Here is a 21275-nt window from a genome sequence, read left to right as displayed (position 1 = left end):
TTACCCGGTAGCGAGCCCGATACACCAAGGTCGCATTGCTGCGGCAGATTTGATGGCACCAGTGCCTCACAGAGACTTACCGACGAGTGAGGCAGGTAGAGATGGTTGCATGAGATCGTCGTTGCAACTCATCGTCAGCATGGCACAAGGCGATTATTAGTCATAACTCGCCCTGTGCGGGGGCATGCCAAGTCAGCCTGTTCGGACGCCTCAGACGACGGCGATCACCCCGATTTCAACCGTGTACTGCGGAAATGCCAGTTTCGATTCCACACATGCGCGGGCCGGAGTGTGATCTTTCGGTACCCAAGCGTCCCACACCCCATTCATCTCGTTGAAGGTCGCTGCATCGGCGATCCAGATGTTGGCGCTGACTATTTTTTCCTTGCTCGTGCCCGCCTCGGCCAAGATCTTGTCGATCTTGGCGAGAATTTGTTCAGTCTGGCCTGCGACCGACGCGCTGGTGTCGTCGGCGACCTGACCCGACAAAAATACAAAACCATTGGCTTTGACGGCGGCGCTCATACGGGCGTTGGGTTGGATGTACTGCAGGCTCATAGTTGCTCCTCAAATCAATTGCTACGGTGAAGGCTGCTGACTAAATAAGTGTCGGCAGTTATGTGTTCAATAGTTAAGTACGCAAACGTGTTTATAAATATTGGTATTTATACCAATAGGATACCTCGTATCTTTTTTGAATAATCCTGCATATACAACTGTCGACACTTATATTTCTCATGGGTTATCGGTTGATTGTGGCCGAGGCAGGTTGCGGGAGGCTAAATGGAACTTCGAGCGATTGATCTGGAAGACAAATACACCCTGACCCGGGGGCGTATTTTCATCACCGGCACGCAGGCGTTGGTACGCCTGCCTATCACGCAGCAACTGCGTGACGCCGAGGTGGGGCTGAACACAGCAGGCTATATCACCGGCTATCGTGGCTCGCCGCTTGGCGGATTGGATGAGCAAGTTGGCAGGGCGAAAAAAATTCTGCAAAAACATAACATCGTGTTCCTGCCCGGCGTGAACGAAGACCTGGCGGCCACGGCGGTGTGGGGGTCACAGCAGGCCGAGGTCGATGGGGACGGCAAGTACGAGGGCGTTTTCTCGATGTGGTACGGCAAAGGGCCAGGCGTCGACCGCACTGGGGACGCCTTTCGCCACGGCAACTTGGCCGGTTCGTCGAAACGGGGTGGCGTACTCGTCTTGATGGGCGACGACCATACGTGTGAATCATCCACGACTTGCCACCAGAGCGAATTCGCGATGGTCGATGCCATGATCCCGGTTCTCAGCCCCTCTGGTGTGCAGGAGCTTCTCGATTTTGGCGTGATTGGGTGGGCACTGTCGCGCTACAGTGGCTGCTGGGTTGGTATGAAGTGTGTCAAGGACACGGTGGAAGCCACCGCGTCTATCGATGTCGACATTCATCGCGTCAAAATCGCCACGCCGCAGGACGTCGCTCTGCCTGCCGATGGCGTGAATTTGCGCCAGCCCGACACGCCGCATAATCAGGAAGCCCGGTTGCATCGTCACAAGCTGCGGGCGGTCAAGGCTTTCGCACGGATCAATGGTATCGACCGCACCGTGCTTGACAGCGGCAACGCGGTGCTGGGCGTTATCACGCACGGCAAGAGTTATCTGGACGTGCTGCAGGCGCTCGATGAACTGCATCTGTCGGAAGACGAGGCGGCGGCAAAGGGCCTGCGCCTGTACAAGGTGGGCATGACGTGGCCGCTTGAGCCCGAAGGCGCAGCCGCCTTTGCACACGGGTTGCGCAAGGTGTTGGTGGTAGAGGAAAAGCGCAGCCTGATCGAGTTCCAGCTCAAGGAACTGCTGTATGGCACCGAGGACGCGCCTGCCATCATCGGGAAGCACGATGAACAAGGCGAGGTCTTGCTGCAGTCCGAAATGGCGCTGGACTCCAACCAGATCGCCATCGCTATCGGCGAACGCTTGGTGGAGCTGGGCCATGGCGATGTCGAGGCCTTGCGCAAGCGTATCGAGGAAATCCGTTCTTATCGCGCGCCCAATGGTTTGGTCGATATTCTGTCGCGAAGTTTCTATTTTTGTAGCGGGTGTCCGCACAGTTCGTCGACCGTGGTGCCCGAAGGCAGCAAAGCCTACGCGGGCATTGGCTGCAGCTGGATGGCGCAGAGCATGGACCGATCCACGATCGGCTATACGCAGATGGGGGCAGAGGGTATGTCGTGGGTGGGCGAGGCGCCGTTTTCCAAGCGCACGCATATGTTCCAGAACATCGGTGACGGCACCTATTTCCATTCTGGCTTATTGGCCATCCGCGCTGCCGTGTCGGCCAAGACGAACATCACTTTCAAGATCCTGTACAACGATGCCGTAGCCATGACGGGCGGCCAGCGCCACGATGGCCCGCTGGATGTGCCTGCGATTGCTTGGCAGGTGAATGCAGAAGGCGTCAAACGTGTCGTCGTGGTGACAGACGAGCCCAAGAAGTATCCCTCCAGCACTGTCTGGCCGTCGGGTCTCTCCATACTCCATCGTGATGACATCAACGTCGTGCAGAAGGAACTACGTGAGATCGAAGGGACGACCGTCCTCATCTACGACCAGACCTGTGCGGCTGAAAAGCGCCGGCGCCGCAAACGGGGCGCGTTTCCCGATCCGGCCAAGCGGGTGTTGATCAACGACCTGGTATGCGAAGGCTGCGGCGACTGCGGTGTGAAGTCGAACTGCGTGTCCGTGCAGCCGCTGGAAACCGAGCTGGGTCGCAAGCGCATGATCGACCAGTCTTCGTGCAACAAGGATTATTCCTGCGTCAAAGGATTCTGTCCCAGTTTCGTAACGGTGCTCGGCGGCACGCTGCGTAAAGCCGAGCGCGAGGAACCGACCGATCTTTTCCCGATCTTGTCCGAGCCGAACCGACCGTCGTTAGAGTCGGGCGTGTACAGCATCCTGGTAGCGGGCATGGGTGGAACGGGGGTGGTGACCATCGGCGCTATTTTGGGAATGGCCGCTCATCTAGAGGGCCTGGGCTGCGGGCTGCTCGATATGGCGGGCCTGGCGCAGAAAGGTGGGTCGGTCTGGAGCCATCTACGTTTCGGAAAATCGCCCGAAGCGATCAAGACGATACGCATCGCGCCGGGTGGTGCCGACCTGGTGCTGGGTTGCGACATGATCGTGGCTGGCAATTCCAAGACCTTGGCGCTGACCCGCAAGGGCAAGACCCGCATGGTGGTCAACACCGCCGAAGTCATGCCGGGCGACTTTTCCCGCAATGCCGACATGCATTTTCCTGCGCGAGGCTTGCGCAAGAACATCGCCGATAGCGTGGGAAATGATCAAACCGAGTTTGTCGATGCCAGCCGCATCGCGGTTGCCTTGATGAGCGACAGCATCGCCGCGAATATGTTCATGCTGGGCTTTGCGTACCAACGCGGCTTGATCCCGATTTCGGCCCAAGCCATCGAGCAGGCTATCGAGATCAATGGCGCCGCCACGCGCATGAATCGAGACGCCTTCGCTTGGGGGCGCCGCACGGCGGAGGACGGCCCGGGAGTCGAACGCGTGCTCGCCTCGCGTCAGAAATCGGCGGGAGGCAGCGTCTCGCCCTCGCCCATGAGCAGTCTGGAAGAACGCATTGCCTGGCGTCGCAACTTTCTTGTCGATTACCAAAACGAGAAATACGCCAACGGTTATACGGCGTTGGTGGAACAGGTACGTGCGCTCGAACAGTGTCAGTTTCCCGGCAAGATCGCGCTGACTGAGGCGGTGGCGCGCTATTACTTCAAGCTGTTGGCTATCAAGGATGAGTACGAAGTGGCCCGCCTGCACGTGAACAGCGGATTTCTCGATCAGATCGGCCGGCAGTTCGAGGGCGATTACAAACTGGTGTTCAACCTGGCGCCGCCGCTGCTGGCCAAGCAGGATGCGGCCACCGGAAAACCTGTCAAGCGCGAGTTCGGCGCGTGGATCGTACCCGTATTCAAGCTGCTCGCACGGCTCAAGCCATTGCGCGGCACGGTACTGGACGTCTTTGGTCACACCGCTGAGCGGCGCCTGGAGCGCGCCATGATTGTCGAGTATGAGCAACTGATGGCCAAACTGCTCGCCAGACTGGCGGATGCGGGCACGGTCGGGACTTATGACACTGCCGTGGCGCTGGCGTCGATACCGGAACAGATCCGCGGCTACGGCCATATTCGTATGGACAGCATCGAACAGGCGCGCAAGAAGCGGGAAGCCTTGTTGACCGTCTTGCAACAGGACGTTATCCCGCTCAAGCGAGTGGCTTGATGCATCGGGATACGAGATCGGTTTTTGTTTGAGCCGGCTCCCATGCCCAGAAGCAGCGGGATGCCACGAGTTTCGAATGACTCGAGAGGCCGCACCCACGGCCTACTCGCGGCGCTGCAAAGAAACAAAAAAGTGATCAACGTCAGGAGAAACAGCATGAGTCATCGTCAATATATCGGCAGACTCCGTCAGCGTCGGCGTGCTCTCGCAAGGAGTGCGACATGACCACCATCGTTATGGGGGCGGGGCTCGCCGGCGTGACGACCGCCTGGTATCTGGCTGCCCAGGGGCGCAAGGTCAAAGTAATTGATCGGCAACCCTACGCGGCTAACGAGACCAGCTATGCCAACGCGGGCATGATCGCGCCGGGGCACGCCTATACCTGGGCCTCGCCGCGAGCCCCGGGTATTCTGTGGCGCTCGCTGCGCGACAAGAATCAGGCGCTGCTGCTGCGTCCCAACCTGAATCCACGCATGTGGGCCTGGCTGTGGCAGTTTCTCCTGAACTGCAACGCCGAGAAAGCCCGCACGAACACGATGCGCAAGCTGGTGATGTGCCGCTATTCGCAAGAGGAATTGCGCACCCTTACCCAAAAGCTGGATTTGCAGTACGACCTGCTCAGCACAGGGGCGCTGTATGTGTACCGTGACGAGGCCATTTTTCAGAAAGGCTTGGCCAACATGCAGGTGCTGGTCGACGGCGGTGTGCCGCTGCGCGGTGTGACCCACGAAGAGGCCGTTCAGCGTGAGCCAGCGCTGGCGCATTCGCGATTCGCTGGCGCGATTCTGAGTCCAACTGATGAAAGCGGCGATGCCCGTCTGTTCACGCGCAGCTTGGTCAGTCGTTGCGAGGCTGCAGGGGTGGAGTTCTTGATGGACACGTCCATCAAGCGGATCGACGCCGATAGTGATCGCATTCGTGGCGTGCACACCAGCCGCGGTCTGATTCAGGGCGACGACTATGTGTTGGCGCTAGGTTGCGATTCGCCGCTGCTGTCGCATGCGCTGGGCTATCGCTTGCCTGTTTATCCGGTTAAGGGCTATTCGGTCACGTTCCCTATTAGCGACACGAATGAATCGCCCAGTATGTGTGGGGTCGACGAACAGGCGTTGGTTGCCTGGGCACGCTATGGAAATCGTTTGCGCTTGACGGCGACGGCAGAGTTCACGGGTTACGACCGTAGCCATAAGCCTGCGGATTTCGAACCGATGCTCAAAGTCGCTCGACAGCTTTTCCCCAACGGCGCCGACTATAGCCAGCCTGATTATTGGGCCGGGCTGCGCCCGATGACGCCGCAGGGCACCCCCATCCTGGGCAAGAGTCGCCATCGGAATCTGTACCTCAATACGGGCCATGGGCATATGGGCTGGACGATGGCTTGCGGCACTGCGCGCGTTGTCACCGACATCATGCACGGCAAGAAACCCGAGATCGACCTCACTGGAATGACACTGAAATGACCGCCATACTCGACAACATTCCCTACGAGATACTGCCGTTCAACATGGATGGCGGCCTGATGTCTCGCGCAGCGCTAGGTTTGATCGTGCTCTCGATCGACCAGACCATGGAGTACGAATGGCGCCGCATCATCGATCTGCCGGGTGTGGCCTTCTTTGAATCCCGCATTCCTTGCCCGCCCGACATCACGCCGGCGTTGCTGATGGAGATGCACAAAGATATTGCCACTGGCACAGCGTTGCTGCTGCCTGGCATCGATCTTCAGGTGGTGGCGTTCGGCTGTACGTCCGGGTCCATTGTTATCGGCGAGGAGGAGATCTTCTCGCAGATTCGTCGCGTGCGGCCCGGTGTTGCTTGTACCACGCCGATTACCGCTGCGATGGCAGGCCTCAAGGCGCTGAACGCTAAGCGCATCGCGTTGCTGACGCCCTATGTAGAGTCGGTCAATAATTTGTTCAAAAAACATATTGAAGAGAAAGGGGTCGAGATCTCACGCATCGCCACTTTCAATCATGCGGTGGATGCCGACGTGGCGTGTATCGACGCCGAGACGCTCAAAAACGCCATCCTGAAGATAGGCGCCGCCCCTGACGTGGAGGCTGTTTTTGTGTCGTGCACCAGCCTGAGAATGTGCGATCACACACGCGAGATCGAGCAGTTACTGGGAAAGCCGGTACTGGCGAGCAACAGCGCGATGGCCTGGCATGCCTTACGCCTGGCGGGTATCGACGACGTATTGCCGCAATGGGGCCGTTTGTTTGAGGTTTGATGCTGTCGTAAAGACGCATCCGCATTACCGACTACGGTCGACGGAGGAACTATTTGTTTTTTGAAGTGCTCCGGCATGGTCGGCGATGCGCAGCTTGTGTCGATGTTGTGGTTTGTGCTGTCAATGTTTCAACACTCTAGATCCCTGAGGGAAAAATCATGAAGAAACGACATTTTCTCACCTTGTGCGCGAGCACAATTTTGATGAGCGGCATCACCTCGTCGGCCTGGGCCCAGAACACCATTTCCCTGGGCGTGGTGCTACCTCTAACCGGACCATCGGCCACCGTAGGCGAAGATATGCGGCGTGGCATTGAGCTGGGCGTCGAACACGTCAATGCCAAGGGCGGCGTGTTGGGCAAGAAGCTACAGGTCATCATTGAGGATTCGGGCAACAACCCCACCACGGCGCTTACTGCAGCCCGCAAGCTGATCACCGTCGACCGAGTGCCGGCCGTGCTCGGTGAGTACTCCTCGAGCATCACGCTGCCCATGGCGCAATATCTGGTCAAGGAGAATGTTGTCCATCTCAATATCGGCAGCAGCAGCAACAAGGTGCGTGACCTGGGGGCGTCGGCTTTCAACATTGTTGGTCTGGAGGCGGCCGGCAATCTGTTTGCCGCTAAAGACGTTTACGCAATGGGGCATCGCAATGTGGCGTTGATCGCGCCGAACAATGCCTACGGGCAGGGCGTGGCGCACGGTTTCACAGAAGAGTTCGAGAAACTCGGAGGCAAGATTTCCGCACAGGTGCTCTATACGGGCGGGCAGTCCACTTATCGTCGGGAGCTGCAGCAATTGGCCCGGGCGAAGCCCGATGCGTATCTGTATACCGCCTATGGACACGAGTCGGCCGTGATCAACCGTGAAGCCAAGGAACTAGGTCTGCGCGACGTGCCCTGGTATGCCTACATCATGAGCATGAGCGTGTCCGACACGCCTGCCGAGATTGCGGAAGGCCAGATCGGCATGGAGCTGGGCTCGGCCAAGGGCGATCTAGGCAAAGCCTACGAGAATACCTTCAAGACCAAGTTCAACGAAGGCTTTAAGACCGCGTTCAATGGCTACGGCTATGACGGCGTGTTGATGCTGGCAGCTGCAATCGAGCAGGGCAAGGGCACGACACCCGCAGAGATCATCGCCGGTTTGAAAAAGGTGAGCGACGCAGGATTCACGGGGGTGACCGGCGAGATCAAACTGGATGAAGAAGGCCAGCGGGTTGATCCCCCGTACGACCGCCTGAAGTACGAGGGTGGCGCGCTCGTACTGCGTTAGGTCGAGGCTGAGTCATCGATGTGCGGCGTGCGGTTGGCACCGCACATCCTTTAGGAGCGAATTGCGATGCTGCAGTTTTTGATAGATACCTTGTTGCGCACGGCTGATCTGGCGCTGATCACGCTAGGGTTAAGCATGCTTTACGGGTTGATCAAATTTCCCAACATTGCCCACGTGCAATATGCCATGTGTGGCGCGTTCTTGGCTTACGGCATTCATAGCGCGGGCGCTCCATTGATCATGGCGGTGGTGCTGGCGTCGATCTTGACGGGTCTGCTCACGCTGGCCATACAGTTGTTGATATTCGATCGGCTTCTGAAGGGCGGGCCGGCCATTGCCATGATTGGCTCGTTGGCAGTTTCCATGGTGCTGGTAGCCAGTGTGTTGGGCATCGCAGGCTCCTTTCCCCATATGTTTTCGCGGCCGTACACAGAGCCCCTGACCATCGGCGACGCGCGTTTTTCCAGCGCCCAGTTGTGGTTCGTGCTCACCACGTTGGTGTTGTTGGCGTTATTCGTGCTGGTGCTCTTTCATACCCAGGTCGGTCGAGCTATGCGCGCCCTGGCGTGCAATCCCGCTCTGGCCGACGCGTCGGGGTTGAGTGCGACGCGCCTGACCAATGGTGTGACCTTTATCAGCGGCATGTTGGCGGGGTTGGGTGGCAGCATGCTGTCGCTGTCGACCGGTGCGCACGTCAACTTGGGCTATGACTTGTTGTTGCCGGTCTTTGCCGCCGCCATTCTTGGTGGCCTGGGTAATCCCATCGGTGCAGTCGCAGGCGCGTTGCTGATCGCCCTGACGGAGACGGTTGTCACCAATATCAACTTTGGCCCACTGTTTGGAGAAACGTTGGTCTTCCTGCCCGTTTCCTATATCAGCGCGGCTTCGTTTTTGATCCTGTTGCTGGCATTGCTGTTCAAACCCTACGGGTTGTTCGACAGAGAGGTTCGCCGTGTATGATTTTCTGTTTTTCACCGTCACTATCGCGGGGATCTACGCCATCATGGCGTTGGGTCTGAATATCCTGGCAGGATATGGCGGCCTGCTCAACTTTGGGCACATCGCGTTTGCGGGCGTTGGCGTCTACGCTACAGGCATCGCGCATGCGCGCGGCTGGCCGGTGTTGGTGGGTATTCCCCTGGGCGTGATTGCCGCCATGATATTGGGCTGGGCGATGGCACGGTTGGGCCGCAGGCTGGCGGCTGACTATTGGGGAATCGCCACGCTGGCGGTGGCTGAGATTCTGCGCACGGTAGCGCTCAACGAAGATCAACTGACCGGCGGCGCCAATGGCATCACAGGCATTCCCGGGCTGTTTGAGTCCGCAGTCAGTCCGTGGGATCAAGTTTATTTCACCGCTGTGGTGTTGGGCGTCGTGGCCGTGACTGCCGTTTTATCGGCACGGTTGGGCGATGGGCGGTTTGGGCGCGCCCTGCGCCTGATGCGCGAGCAACCCGCCCTGGCAGCGTGCATGGGGTACGACCTGCAGAAACTCAAATCGCACGCGGTCATGTGCGGTGGCGCCGTCACCGCGCTGGCGGGTTCGCTGTATGCGCATTACTTTAGCTTCGCAGGCACCGAGTTCATGCTGGCAGCAGAGACTTTCGTGCTCTGGACCATGGTGATGATCGGTGGCATGGGCAGGACATCCGGGGTTCTGCTAGGCGTCATTTTGGTGCAGACGGTCTATGCCTTTGTTCCTTTCTTGCGCGATCTGTTGGGCTTTGGTTCTGACGTGTCGGGTGCGTTGCGTCTGGGTCTCATCGGCGCGATTCTCCTGGCCTGCCTGATGTGGCGCAAGGACGGTCTGTTGCCCGAAAAACTGAGGATCCCGACATGACAACATCCATTTTGGAAGTCAATAGCTTGGCAAAGTCCTTCGGCGCTTTTCAGGTGCTGCAAGACGTCAAATTCCAAGTCGATAAGGGCGATATCGTCGGACTGCTGGGGCCTAACGGATCGGGCAAAAGTACCTTGTTGAACATCATCAGCGGTTTTATCGCACCCGATCGGGGCTCGGTTATGCTCGACGGAGCATGTATTTCGTCGATGTCTACGTTCCGTATCGTCAAAGAAGGCCTGGCGCGTACGTTCCAACTGCCCGTCATGCCGCAGAAGATGTCGGTACTGGAAGTCGCAATGGCAGCCGATACGAGCATGCACGGCGTGATGTCCACGCTCTTGAACGGCCCCTCGATGCGCAGGGCGGAGCGCGCCACTCGTGAGCAGGCCATGCGATTGCTCGACGAACTATTACTTACCCCGGTGAGCCATCTGCCTGCGTCGGCCATCTCGGGCGGACAGAAAAAACTTCTGGGTATCGTCTGCGCGTTGATGGCGCGTCCGCGCCTGCTGATGCTGGATGAGCCGACGGCCGGGGTACACCCCAATTTGCGTCAAGATATCGTGCGTGCGTTGCATCGCCTCAATGAACAAGGCATGACGCTGGTGATCGTAGAGCACGATATGCATTTCATTCGCGAGGCCTGCAACCGATGCATCGTTCTGGACCAAGGTCATATCGTGGCCAGTTGCAAACCTCAGGAATTGGCGGCCAACGAGCGCGTCGTGCAGGCATATCTGGGCACAACGGTGGCCGAACCCAATAGAGAGTTGATCGCATCATGAATGCCATGATTAAAATCGATGAGGTGGTCGCGGGCTACATCAAGGATGTGGACATCCTCAATGGCATTTCACTCTACGCCGAGCCGGCAGAGATCGTCTGCCTGCTGGGGCCGAACGGCTGCGGAAAATCTACGTTGCTCAAGACGATCGCAGGCTATCTATGTACACGTAGCGGTATTGTCTGGCTCAATGGCAAAGACGTCTCCGGGGTGCCAGTGCATGACAAGGTCCGCAGCTGTGGACTCGGTTTCGTTCCACAGACGGACAATATTTTTACCGCCATGAGCGTGTATGAGAACCTGCTCATGGGCGGCTATTACGTTCCCGTCCGTGAACGCGACAAACGTATCTCGCAGTTATGCGCGCTGTATCCAGTGCTGGAGCGAAAGCTCCATGCGCCTGCGGCATCGATGTCTGGTGGCGAACGCCAGATACTGGCGTTGGCCCGAGCCCTAATGCCGAATCCCCGGGTATTGTTACTGGACGAGCCTTCCGCGGGACTTTCTCCCAAAGTGCTGCACGAGGTATTCGATGCGATCATGCAGGTTCGCGAACAGGAGGGTGTGACCATCATCATGGTCGAGCAGAACGCGATTGAGGCCATGCGCATCTCGGACAGGGCATACATTCTTTCGCTGGGGACGGTGGCCCTGAGCGGCCAATGTCGTGAGTTGTTGCACGATGCGAAAGTACGAGAGCTGTACCTGGGAGGTCGAGTTGACTGAGGCCAATCGGTGTTGAGGCCCGACGGTTCATGTCTGATTCTAGGCTCGGAACCCAAATTCTGACTCTATGCTCAGAAATCAAACGTCCTGTTATAACGGTCGCGGCGTCGGGTCGGCCACCGTACTCGGGTGTGCCATGGCCCATGTGCGGCTGGTCGGCGTACACCGGACGAAATGCCGTCACCCGTTCGGGACGAGCGCGCGATGAGCAAAAACGCGTGCGAGAGTTATTCTATGAAAAAGGTTCTAAAGTGGCACACCTGCTGTCGACCGTTTTTGGTCCCTTCCTTGTCCCAGGGAGAAAGACGGCAAGATGGTGAAATGGATATAAATCTGCGATCGTTCAAAAGGTATTTAAAAGATAGTGAAGGCACCTAAGATGCAGTCAACCGAAAACGCGCGTCGTGGCCAGAGTAATGGCGTTGGTCATACCTCTAGGTCGCGCGAAGAAAGCTCAGTCGAGCGCTTGTATATCGAGTTACGTGATCGCGCTATGCGTTACGATTTCCGTCCTGGAACTCGCATTAATGAGCAAGCATTGGGGCGAGAGTTGGGGGTAAGCAGAGCACCGCTCAGAGAGGCATTGAATCGTCTCGAAGCCGAGGGTCTGCTGACGTTTGTCATGAACAAAGGTTTTTTTCGCAAGAGCGTCAGCGTGGACGAGGTGCTAGACCTTTACCAAGTGCGAATCGCTTTAGAGCGGCGTGCAGTTTTTTTAGCGCTGCGGTATGCCAGTGACAATGAGATCCAGGCCGTTCAAGAGTACTGGAGCAGCGTCATGGCGAACTCTTCCGGGATGACATCAGCAGACTTTTTGCTGGCCGACGAAGAGTTCCATAGACGATTGATCGGCCTTGCAAAGAACAAAGAGCTCAGTGCCTTCATGGAGACTATTACGCGTCGAATCCATGTCGCAAGACACATTGATATTGAGCAGTCCGCATGGAATGCAAAAGCGTTCGACAGCCATTATGACGTCCTCAGGTTTCTGCGTGAGCGAGATCAAAAACAGGCGCTGCAATCTATTACCGAGCATATAGACATGAGCCGCGAACGGGCGGTGAAAATCGCCAGGGAAATGGTCGCCAAGTTCTTTCTAACGGGCGCGGCAGTTTCCGAGAAGGTAATGCTAACTCCGGAAGTCTCTGGTATCCAAGATTTTGAAAGTTGATCTCGAAGACTCGTTTTACGGCCAGTCAACGTCCGTCCCTGATGGGGTAACCCCCCTCATTTTCAGCAGTAGGCGGCAGTAGAGCGAGTTAACGGGAGCCATTCCACTGCTATCCCGCATTGAGGAAAGAGCGGAAGTACTCAGCGGTTTCGTTGTCAGTGCAATACACATAGCATCCCTTCATTCCACGCGTCATGAGGGTTCTATAGGTGTTTTTGATAATCAGGTCGACCTCAGCTCTGGCCCGATCAGGGTCAGTCTTGAGTCGTGTCTTATATCCGCGAATAGTCTTGTCATGGCGATCCCTGTGTTCGGCATTCGTTATCATTTTCCCGTCACGTACGATAAGGTCATCGCCAATGATCACACCGATATAGTCCACCTCCAGGCCTTGACAGGTATGAATACAGCCGACCTGCTCGATGGATTTGGGCGCGATGATCCATAGACTGCTGTCTTTATCGAGATTCCACTGACGGCGATAGTCGCCAATGACGATGTCGCTAGCCTGAGGGTTTTTTTTGCTCAACCAAGGCCAACAATAGCCAGCAACAACGCGCGCTTTGTTCTCACCATTCTTGGCTTCTATGGCGTCATGCAACGCTTGCGGCGAGTCAAAGACTTTGAAATCATATTCGCCCACATCAAGCATCGGATTCGCCGTCTGACGGATATCAAGCGTGTTGTCCAACCAAGCCAGATAGCCATCGGAACCGCTGCATCGAAATTGTGAGGCGAGTTCATATTCTTCGATCGATGCACCTTTCGCCGCAGCAAAATCACGGATGGCTTGTTTGGTGCCGATATCGTTCAGCGTGACACGTTGGTCTTCGTCGATGAAAAAGATAGTGCATGCCGATGCGTTGATCAGTTCCTTGACCTGGTTTTCCCCCAGGTTTCCATAGAGCCCGCTTTTTTCGTTCAAGCGATGCGCCTCGTCGACAATCAGGAAATCGTACGAGTTTGGCTCGGTGTCGAAGAATCGTCCCGAGCCGGAGAACAGACTGGCGAATTTTGTCTTGGTGATGGTTCCAACCAGCTTTGATTGATACACCTCGCGCGGCGCGGCGTTCTTTGAAACGTATTGCCCTAACAGGCCCGAGCTCGTCAGCCGGACCAGTAGATTGATAGCGAGCACCGTCTTGCCCGTACCTGGCCCGCCTTCAATGATGATGACTTTTGGCGCATCGGCCGACGCAGTGCGGCCCGCCGCCAAGGCGGCCTCAAAGACCTCTTTTTGATCGTCGATCAGAACGAACTCTGGCTTGGCGGTCAACAGGCCCTTCAATGCGTCTGCCAGGGCTTTCGAGGGACGAATACGGCCGTTTTCGAGTTCGTAGAGAATCTCTTTTGAGTCCCCATATTTAACGTGCTTTTTAATGAAATCTCGCAGCTGCTGCCGTTCTTTCGCGCCCTTTAAAAACAGTGGGGCCTTTACCGTATATCCAGAATAATGAGGCGCGTCGATGACGCCGTCGCGTGTGTAGTTGTGTAAATAGGCACATGGCCTGATGGCGATTCCGCCGTCGTAAACCGCCTCGTTAAAACCCTCGAGCAGAGATGCGTATGACCAAGCTTGATACGACGGGTGCACGACCTCTCTTTGTCCTCCGCCCAGATACGTCACGACAATAGCGTCTTTGTCAGTCGCGACGGCTTTTTCCCATTGCTTGAGTTCGATGACGACTACGTTTTTGTTGCCGGCGTCATCTCGGCCAGTCAGCGTGACATCGATTCGCTTTGATGATTGCGGGATATGCAGCTCGACGGCGACGCCCATATCGTCGGGGATGTCATCATCACGCAGCACCATTGCCACGTGACTGAGCGATTCTCTCCAAGATCGTAGCTCGGATGTGTTGACGCCCTTCCCCGTGACTGTCTTGAAGCTCGTTAAGATGACGTTTTCAATGTCGTCATAGTCAGTGTGGTGTAGAAACTGTTTCTTATCGGCTTCGTAGACGATCATTACTGCTTGCTCCGCGCAATGAATGGGTGAGCTTTAGAGTTTTGTGTATTTCTTGCTTGAACCTTTTGCCTTGTCGGCAGGGTACTTTTCGGCGTTCTTTTGAAGCTTTGATTGCACAGCTTCGTTGAGATCGACGCCCAGTACCGATGCCAGACGGACTAGGTAAAGCTGCACGTCTGCGAGTTCGTCCTTTACTGCCTGTGCAGTATCAGGGTTGGTGCCGGCGGCGTGCGATTGCTCTTCGGTCATCCATTGGAAGATTTCCGTGAGTTCGCCTACCTCGCCGGTTAGGGCCATGACCAGGTTTTTGGGTGAGTGGAATTGAGTCCAGTCGCGGTCTGTGGCGAACTGATCTAGTGCCTTGCGGAGCGCAGTCACGTTGATCAGTGGCTCTTGTGGGGAGCTGTCGTGGGGATTTGTGGTCACGGGGTTGTCCATGTGCGTACTTCTACTTACACGACATGTTACCCGGTAGTTGCACTCAGGCAAATTGTTGCGTTATGCGGGTGTTCGTCCTAATCGAGCACTGTGCTGCAAGCGTCCTTGCTTTGATGTGGCAACGCGTCTACATCCATTCTGTTTACGTTGTTTTGGGACCGACGTATCGCGTCGTGAAATCTCTCGTTTAACGAGGCCGACGTTAACTAGGGGGCTTGATCTCATAGTGCGTGCTTCTCCCTCCACCAGTGGCCTTGCGCAAAACGCCGTGCTGAAGCAGCTCGGTAATATCCCGCAGTGCGGTGTCCTGCGAACACTTGGCCAGCGCTGCCCATTTACTGGTTGTCAGCTTTCCTTCGAATCCATCCAGCAGTCGATTTAGCACCTTGATCTGTCGTTCATTCATCGGGATAGATGCGGCGTGTTGCCAGAACTTCGCTTTGGTGAAGACCTGGTCCAGTACGACATGAGCACGTTCGATGGACTTGAGCAGAGTGGCCAGAAACCAGCCTAACCACGGCGTCACGTCCATGTCGTCCTTTTGTGTGCGTTCGAGGACGTCGTAGTAGGCTTTTCTCTCGCGTTGAATTTGCGCGGACAGGCTGTAGAAGCGTTGCGGGCTGCCATCTGCACGGGTTAGGAGCAAATCACCGATCGCACGCGCAATGCGGCCATTGCCGTCGTCAAACGGGTGCAGCGTGACGAACCATAGATGACCGAGGCCGGCTCGAATGAGGGCAGGTTCTTTTGGTGCGGGATTATTCAGCCACGTTAAGAACTGTTCCATCTCTGCTGCTAGCCGGTCGGCGGGGGGAGCCTCGAAATGCACTTTCTGTCGGCCAATAGAACCTGATACGACCTGCATGGGACCTGTGGAGTCGTTTCGCCAACGGCCTACGCGGATGGTGTTGATGCCAGAATAGCCGGTGGGAAATAACGCGGCGTGCCAGCCGAATAGGCGAGCAGAGGTAAGAGCGGCCGTTGCGTGAGATGTGGCATCCAATACCATGTCCACCGTGCCCTCGACGTGACGATCAACCGGCTCTAGGGCGCCGATGTCAACGCCCAAGTGACGTGCGACGGAGGATCGAACTGAAGCGACGTTCAGGGTTTCGCCCTCGATGGCGCTGGTTTGAACTACATCTTCGGTTAGCGCGGCTAGGCTGGCTTCGTCGCGTAGTGCCATGCCTACGTCTGCGAGGCGGCCGAGCAGCAGGCCTTGGGCGCGACTAACGGCCGCCAAAGGCTCTGCCAGGGCGGTGAGGTCGTATTGCCAAGTGGGCCAATGCGGCGATTGCCAGATATATTCACCGTAATTCATGCGGTGATTGTGGCGGGCTTAAGCCTTTTCGTCAAACCCATACGGGGGGGGTTATTACGATCCCCGGCAGCATTGCAGTAGCGGCTCTTCAATTGCAGGTGCGTTGGCCGGGAGCGGTACGGCGGGGGTCGACGTCTGTCGGCAGCCTGGAGTGTCGAAGACAACCTTCTACACATGGAAGAAGAAGTACGCCGATTTTGACATAAGCGAGTTGCGCAAGCTCAAGCAGTTCGATCGCAAATGCGACGGCTAGGTTTACGGTCGCTTGTTGATGAGATGAGCTACCATTGGAATAGATTTGTTACTTCGGTGAAGGTTATGCCTAGCTTCGTTTCCATTGACGTAGAGACGGCTAACCCGAACATGGCGAGTATTTGCCAAATCGGGCTGTCCGTGTTCCGAGGTGGGGAGGTGGTCGATCAGTGGTCGTCCTTGGTCGATCCCAAAGACTTTTTCGACCCTGTAAACGTGTCTGTCCACGGCATTGACGAGCTTGCGATTGCCGGCGCGCCTACGTTCCGCGAGGCGGCCAGAGAGTTAGAGACAAGGCTGCGCGGGTCAGTTGTGGTCGCTCATACAGGGTTTGACCGAGCCGCATTGGCTCAAGCATTTCGCGCCTCTGGAGAGCGACTGTTTGATTGCATATGGCTGGACTCAGCTCGGGTAGCAAGACGGGCATGGCCGGCGGTAGCGCAAAAAGGCTACGGCCTCGCCAATGTTGCCCATATGCTTGGCATCCGATTCCGCCATCATGACGCATTAGAAGACGCTACAGCGGCGGGAATGATCGTTGTCCGTGCGGTCAGAGAGAGTGGCAAATCGTTGGACTGGTGGCTGAAGCGCGTCGAGCGGCGATTGCCTAAACCTGATGGCAGCTACATCGCACCTATTGCGCAGGAGGGTAACGCCGAGGGCCCATTCGCAGGAGAGGTAGTGGTTTTCACTGGGCAGTTATCGATGTCACGACCTGAAGCCGCCAGGCTAGCCGCGGAAGTTGGCTGTGATATTGCCTCTGGGGTGAACAGAAAGACGACCATTTTGGTCGTTGGGGATCAGGATATTACGAAACTGGCGGGCAAGAGCAAGAGTTCCAAGCATCTGAAAGCCGAAGCGCTTATTGCTCAGGGTGCCTGCTTGAGAGTCTTGGGAGAAAGTGATTTCTTGGCCATGGTGACGGGAGCGCAGAATGGTGATTGAGCGGTCAGCACAAGCAAGCAACAGAACAGGGCTGTCAAACAAACAGCTTTGGCATGGGGAGGATGGTGGGTTAATAGCCTGTTGGGAGAGGGGCAAGGAGTTGGCGCGAGAACAGCCAAATTTGGCGGAGCGAGCCCGAAAGGGCGAGTTGGTCGTGCTTCCGTGGAAAGGAGGTGTTGAGGCTGCTATCAAAGGCAGGAAGTATGGTTCTCATAGATACTTGGCAATGTGGCAAGGCCTACGGGGCGATGATCTTCATATACACCCTGATTCCGAGGTTGAGATGTCGTGCCCAGTACATAAGGCGAAGGTCATATTTGTCAATGACGTGGATTTATTGGACACCTTGCCTGATTAGCATCATTCCGTTCGCGCCCTCGCATTGCTGCGGCAGAATTGATGTCACCGGTGCCTCCAGGGACTGACCGACGAGTGAGACGGGTAGATGGTTGCGGTAGTCCCCAATTGGGACTGAAATCAGTTCTGGGACACGCATCCGGATGCGGAACAACCTCTGAAGGCCTGGGCAGATGAGATTGCTAAAGCGAAATGGGCTCAGTCTGCTGACATCAAGGCAGACTATCGCAGCGCCAGCACCTTCAAGAGGCGGCGTGTGGCCTTCAATACAAAAGGCAATGACTACGATTAATAGTTGTTGTTGCGGTCAAGCTCGGCACCGTTTACGTGGAGTTTGTCGGCATGCACGCCGAATATGACCAGATCGACGCCGAAACCGTGGAAATGCAGTGATTATGGAAATCCGCACCGTACATACTGAGGCCGATTACAAGTCGGCTCTAAAGATAATTTCTAGGCTAATGGAATCGGATCCAGAATTGGGTACGCCTGATGGCGATCTGCTAGATGTTCTGACCACGTTGGTTCAGGCCTATGAGGCCAAACACTATCCGATCGATTTGCCGGATTCTGTCGAGGCCATCAAGTTTAGAATGGAGCAGGGCGGTCTTAAGCCGAAAGATTTAGAGCCTATGATCGGCAAACGCAATCGCGTCTATGAGGTGTTGAGCCGTAAGCGTAATTTGACGTTGCCGATGATTTGGCGCTTGCATCAAGAGCATGGCATTCCGGCTGAGAGTTTGATTCGGCACACGCATAGTCTCGCCTCCTTTCTAGAGCCAAACAAAAAGCCGCTCTGCATAGGCAACCCCTCTCCAATTTTAAACCGTCCAATTTCCGGGGGCACGTCAAAAAAACACCCCTAAAGTTGGATCGGTGTCCAACTTTAGGGGTGCAGTTCAGCAGTAGCGGCTTTCAAATTCTGGTGGTTGGGGCGGGAATCGAACCGGCACGCCTTGAGGCGGGGGATTTGTCATCCTAGCCTTATTGGTTATGTGAAGAGCACCACGGCCTCGTTGCAGCTGGGGCTTTGGCTGATTTCGGGCATGCTCATCTTGGGGGCCGCTCTACTGTCGTTTGTGGCGCTCAATCAAGGCAGGCGATAGCGTGGAGAGCAAGTATCGTACGGGCTAGGACACAAAAAGCAATGGTGTGGTTAGGCGATCGGCTGGTTACGGTGGTGCAGACCTGGTTTTCCCGATAGCCTTCCCATGACTAAGTCAACCAGCCCGCCGACCAAGGCCACGCTGATGTGGCGTTAAATGAAGAGGCGGCCAAACGGTGCATCTCCACTTCACTGAAACAGGATTTTGCTAGCGATAATGGCTTCTAACGGTAAAAAACGACGGTAAGGGGCCGTATCGATCACAGCCAATCCCTTTCAGCGAGGGCTTACGAGTCCCGTTGATGATTCGAGTGAGCCATAGTCCAGCAGGCAGCGGCACCGCTTTAGAGCGGTATCTGCCAATTTCGTGAAGCTCATGTGTTCCTGCATTAGCTCGATCACATTACGTTCGGAAGTGCCTGTCCGGGTACATACCGGGCACCTGCCCGTCGATAGATCAGCGACGCACGCGAGATGCGCGTTCAGTGAACAACTGAGCAATGCGGGTGTGGGCTGCCTCGATGATCTCGTCTTGGCGGCGTTCGATGTGCTTCCTTAGACGCGCCGTGCAAGATTTGATGTTGCCGTTCTTCAATGCTTGCACAATCGCCTTGTGGTCATGGTGCGTGGCTCGGCGAGTCGGCGTACCCACATCGATCCAGCGCACGAATTGTATGCGCGCGTTGATGTTGTCCAGTAGACGGCACATCTCAACGTTTCCGGCCAGTGCAACGAGGCGCTCGTGAAACTGCTCGTCCTGAGCCACTAACTCTGCTGCCGAACATTCCTCTCTGGTCGCGTCGTCACCCACCATTGCCGCGAGCGCATCAATCTGCTCAGTACTCGCACGCGTGGCAGCCAATTGCACCGCCGCTAGTTCAACCGTCAAACGCAATTCGTACAGATCAAAAAGCTCCTTTGGGTCGAGCTCCCTAAAGAAGAAGCCTTTCCCTGATACAGAGCGCAAAAAGCCTTCTGTAGCCAGTCGGTTGAGCGCTTCCCGTAGCGGAGTACGCGAAACGCGTAGTTCGTTAGCCAGCACGCCTTCGTTCAGGCGTTCGCCAGGAAGGAAGGAGTGCGTGATTGCTTTTGCACGCAGCGCTTCGTAAACCGTTGCACCAATTTTTTCAGATATTGCGCAATCGTCTACAGCAGAGATAGAGGCGTTCATTCGATCAAAGGGTGAGTCTTCTCGGAAGGGCGGCCGCAAATGCCCCAGGGGTTGGGGTCGAAAGACGCCAACGTCTATCCATTCTAACCCTATTGCGCTTTCTCTGAACTTAGGACAGAATTCAGTTCTGAATACAGAACGATATTCTGTTCAGCAGAATATTCCGACAAATACAGCACGGACTATTAGCACGGAGCCCGCTGTACAGCTCCGCCAATGGCACCGTTTCATTCGGAAGTCCTCTCATGACCATCAAGGGAAAAGCGTGCATCGCGGGCGCTTTCGAACACCCGCTTCGAAAAGCAGAACACCACTCGGTCGCCCAGTTGCATGCCGAATGTGCGCGAGGCGCGCTGGCTGATGCGGGGCTTTCCATCAAGGACGTCGACGCTTACTTCTGTGCCGGAGATGTGCCGGGGCTGGGGCCTCTCTCAATGCTGGACTACCTAGGACTGCGGGTGAAGCACCTGGACACCACGGAGACGGGCGGGTCGTCCTACCTCGTCCATGTCGCGCACGCGGCTCAGGCTATCGCGACGGGCAAATGCAATGTCGCCCTGATTACATTGGCCGGAAAACCACGCACCGATCCGTCAATGGCCAAGCCCCGCGAATACGGCGCCGCCTCGCCGGACGCCGCCTTCGAACAGCCCTTCGGCATGAACACCCTAGCCGGCTACGCGCTTGTCGCGCGCCGCCACATGTACGAACACGGGACGACGGCCGAGCAACTGGCCTGGATCAAGGTTGCAGCCTCTACGCATGCACAACACAACCCCTATGCGATGCTGCGGCAGCTCGTGACAGTCGAGGACGTCATCAACTCACCGTTGGTTGCGAACCCACTCCATCGGCTCGACTGCTGTGTGGTTAGCGACGGAGGCGGTGCGCTGGTGGTCACCCGTCCTGAGATTGCGCGTAGCCTGGCGCGCCCAGTGGTGAGCGTGCTTGGTGCGGGCGAAGCGGTGCGCGGCGTTTACAGCAGCTGGGAAGACCTGCTGGTCACCGGCGCGGCGCAGTCGGGAGCGCAGGCCTTCACCGAGGCCGGCGTGAAGCCGTCAGACATCCAGTACGCGTCAATCTACGACAGTTTCACTATTACCGTGCTGCTCCAGCTAGAGGATTTGGGCTTTTGCCCCAAGGGCGAAGGTGGGCGCTTTGTGCAGGACGGCAATCTTATCTCCGGCGTTGGCCGACTTCCCTTCAACACCGACGGCGGAGGACTATGCAACAACCATCCAGCCAATCGCGGCGGAATTACCAAAGTGATCGAGGCGGTACGTCAGTTACGCGGCGAAGCCCATCCCAATGTGCAAGTGCCCGGATGCGAGATCGCCTTGGCGCAGGGCATGGGCGGCAACCTAGGCGCCCGCCACGGCAGCGCCACACTCATTCTTGGACGGAATTGATC

The 21275-nt window shown here is 56.5% G+C and carries 17 protein-coding genes and 2 pseudogenes; 14 read left to right on the top strand and 5 right to left on the bottom strand.

Features of this window, described 5'->3' with window-relative positions; all coding sequences use genetic code 11:
• Window positions 1-210: 210 nt before the first annotated feature.
• Window positions 211-558 carry a RidA family protein gene (locus tag ACNA0I_RS01540; RefSeq protein WP_415804297.1) on the bottom strand — a complete coding sequence of 116 codons (348 nt, stop codon included), beginning with the start codon at window positions 556-558 and terminating at the stop codon, window positions 211-213.
• 225 nt (window positions 559-783) lie between these two features.
• Here ACNA0I_RS01540 and ACNA0I_RS01535 point away from each other — a divergent pair, with 225 nt between their 5' ends.
• The 9 genes from ACNA0I_RS01535 to ACNA0I_RS01495 all read left to right on the top strand — a co-directional run bounded on the left by ACNA0I_RS01535 (window position 784) and on the right by ACNA0I_RS01495 (window position 12306).
• Window positions 784-4278 (top strand): indolepyruvate ferredoxin oxidoreductase family protein, encoded by a 3495-nt coding sequence (locus ACNA0I_RS01535; RefSeq protein WP_415804296.1) that lies wholly within the window; start codon window positions 784-786, stop codon window positions 4276-4278.
• A gap of 221 nt (window positions 4279-4499) precedes the next feature.
• Window positions 4500-5738, top strand: coding sequence for a D-amino acid dehydrogenase (locus tag ACNA0I_RS01530; protein WP_415804295.1), 1239 nt, complete (start codon window positions 4500-4502; stop codon window positions 5736-5738).
• Between the two features lie 44 nt (window positions 5739-5782).
• The gene (locus tag ACNA0I_RS01525; RefSeq protein ID WP_415804294.1) at window positions 5783-6508 is read left to right on the top strand and encodes a maleate cis-trans isomerase family protein; all 726 of its coding nucleotides are present in this window, start codon (window positions 5783-5785) and stop codon (window positions 6506-6508) included.
• A gap of 158 nt (window positions 6509-6666) precedes the next feature.
• Window positions 6667-7782, top strand: coding sequence for an ABC transporter substrate-binding protein (locus ACNA0I_RS01520; protein ID WP_415804293.1), 1116 nt, complete (start codon window positions 6667-6669; stop codon window positions 7780-7782).
• Between the two features lie 66 nt (window positions 7783-7848).
• The gene (locus ACNA0I_RS01515) at window positions 7849-8742 is read left to right on the top strand and encodes a branched-chain amino acid ABC transporter permease (RefSeq protein ID WP_415804292.1); all 894 of its coding nucleotides are present in this window, start codon (window positions 7849-7851) and stop codon (window positions 8740-8742) included.
• The gene (locus tag ACNA0I_RS01510; RefSeq protein ID WP_415804291.1) at window positions 8735-9622 is read left to right on the top strand and encodes a branched-chain amino acid ABC transporter permease; all 888 of its coding nucleotides are present in this window, start codon (window positions 8735-8737) and stop codon (window positions 9620-9622) included. Before ACNA0I_RS01515 ends, ACNA0I_RS01510 begins: the two co-directional genes overlap by 8 nt.
• Window positions 9619-10410, top strand: a complete 792-nt coding sequence (locus ACNA0I_RS01505) for an ABC transporter ATP-binding protein (RefSeq protein ID WP_415804290.1) — start codon at window positions 9619-9621, stop codon at window positions 10408-10410. The genes ACNA0I_RS01510 and ACNA0I_RS01505 overlap by 4 nt, the downstream gene beginning before the upstream one ends.
• Window positions 10411-10415: 5 nt before the next feature.
• Entirely contained in the window at window positions 10416-11135 is a 720-nt protein-coding gene (locus ACNA0I_RS01500; protein ID WP_415804820.1) for an ABC transporter ATP-binding protein, read from the top strand.
• 379 nt (window positions 11136-11514) lie between these two features.
• The gene (locus ACNA0I_RS01495) at window positions 11515-12306 is read left to right on the top strand and encodes a GntR family transcriptional regulator (protein WP_415804289.1); all 792 of its coding nucleotides are present in this window, start codon (window positions 11515-11517) and stop codon (window positions 12304-12306) included.
• Window positions 12307-12415: 109 nt separating this feature from the next.
• Here ACNA0I_RS01495 and ACNA0I_RS01490 read toward each other — a convergent pair whose 3' ends face one another.
• The 3 genes from ACNA0I_RS01490 to ACNA0I_RS01480 all read right to left on the bottom strand — a co-directional run bounded on the left by ACNA0I_RS01490 (window position 12416) and on the right by ACNA0I_RS01480 (window position 16034).
• Complete coding sequence (locus ACNA0I_RS01490; protein ID WP_415804288.1) at window positions 12416-14275, bottom strand: DNA/RNA helicase domain-containing protein; 1860 nt, start codon at window positions 14273-14275, stop codon at window positions 12416-12418.
• A gap of 33 nt (window positions 14276-14308) precedes the next feature.
• Window positions 14309-14713 carry a nucleotide pyrophosphohydrolase gene (locus ACNA0I_RS01485; RefSeq protein ID WP_415804287.1) on the bottom strand — a complete coding sequence of 135 codons (405 nt, stop codon included), beginning with the start codon at window positions 14711-14713 and terminating at the stop codon, window positions 14309-14311.
• Window positions 14714-14915: 202 nt separating this feature from the next.
• Entirely contained in the window at window positions 14916-16034 is a 1119-nt protein-coding gene (locus tag ACNA0I_RS01480) for a Fic family protein (protein WP_415804286.1), read from the bottom strand.
• Between the two features lie 103 nt (window positions 16035-16137).
• On the opposite strand from ACNA0I_RS01480, the gene ACNA0I_RS01475 reads away from it, so the two are divergent.
• The 4 genes and pseudogenes from ACNA0I_RS01475 to ACNA0I_RS01460 all read left to right on the top strand — a co-directional run.
• Window positions 16138-16287 (top strand): transposase, encoded by a 150-nt coding sequence (locus ACNA0I_RS01475; RefSeq protein ID WP_415804285.1) that lies wholly within the window; start codon window positions 16138-16140, stop codon window positions 16285-16287.
• Between the two features lie 65 nt (window positions 16288-16352).
• Window positions 16353-17231 (top strand): exonuclease domain-containing protein, encoded by an 879-nt coding sequence (locus ACNA0I_RS01470; protein WP_415804284.1) that lies wholly within the window; start codon window positions 16353-16355, stop codon window positions 17229-17231.
• Window positions 17232-17745: 514 nt separating this feature from the next.
• Window positions 17746-17981, top strand: a pseudogene (locus ACNA0I_RS01465) (type II toxin-antitoxin system HigB family toxin).
• Window positions 17978-18337, top strand: a pseudogene (locus ACNA0I_RS01460) (helix-turn-helix domain-containing protein); the annotation flags it as partial. The pseudogenes ACNA0I_RS01465 and ACNA0I_RS01460, both read left to right, overlap by 4 nt.
• 813 nt (window positions 18338-19150) lie before the next feature.
• Here the strand turns inward: ACNA0I_RS01460 and ACNA0I_RS01455 are convergent.
• On the bottom strand, window positions 19151-19864 hold the full coding sequence (locus tag ACNA0I_RS01455; protein WP_415804283.1) for a GntR family transcriptional regulator: 714 nt from the start codon (window positions 19862-19864) through the stop codon (window positions 19151-19153).
• Window positions 19865-20109: 245 nt separating this feature from the next.
• Here ACNA0I_RS01455 and ACNA0I_RS01450 point away from each other — a divergent pair, with 245 nt between their 5' ends.
• A complete protein-coding gene (locus ACNA0I_RS01450; RefSeq protein ID WP_415804282.1) occupies window positions 20110-21273 on the top strand; it encodes a thiolase domain-containing protein in 1164 nt (387 codons plus the stop codon).
• Window positions 21274-21275 lie beyond the last annotated feature (2 nt).

This window comes from Bordetella muralis (assembly GCF_965139205.1).
GTDB classification, from domain to species: Bacteria; Pseudomonadota; Gammaproteobacteria; order Burkholderiales; family Burkholderiaceae_B; genus Bordetella_A; species Bordetella_A muralis.
The sequence above is the reverse complement of the archived record's forward strand: the minus strand, read 5'-3'. Positions and strand labels throughout refer to the sequence as shown.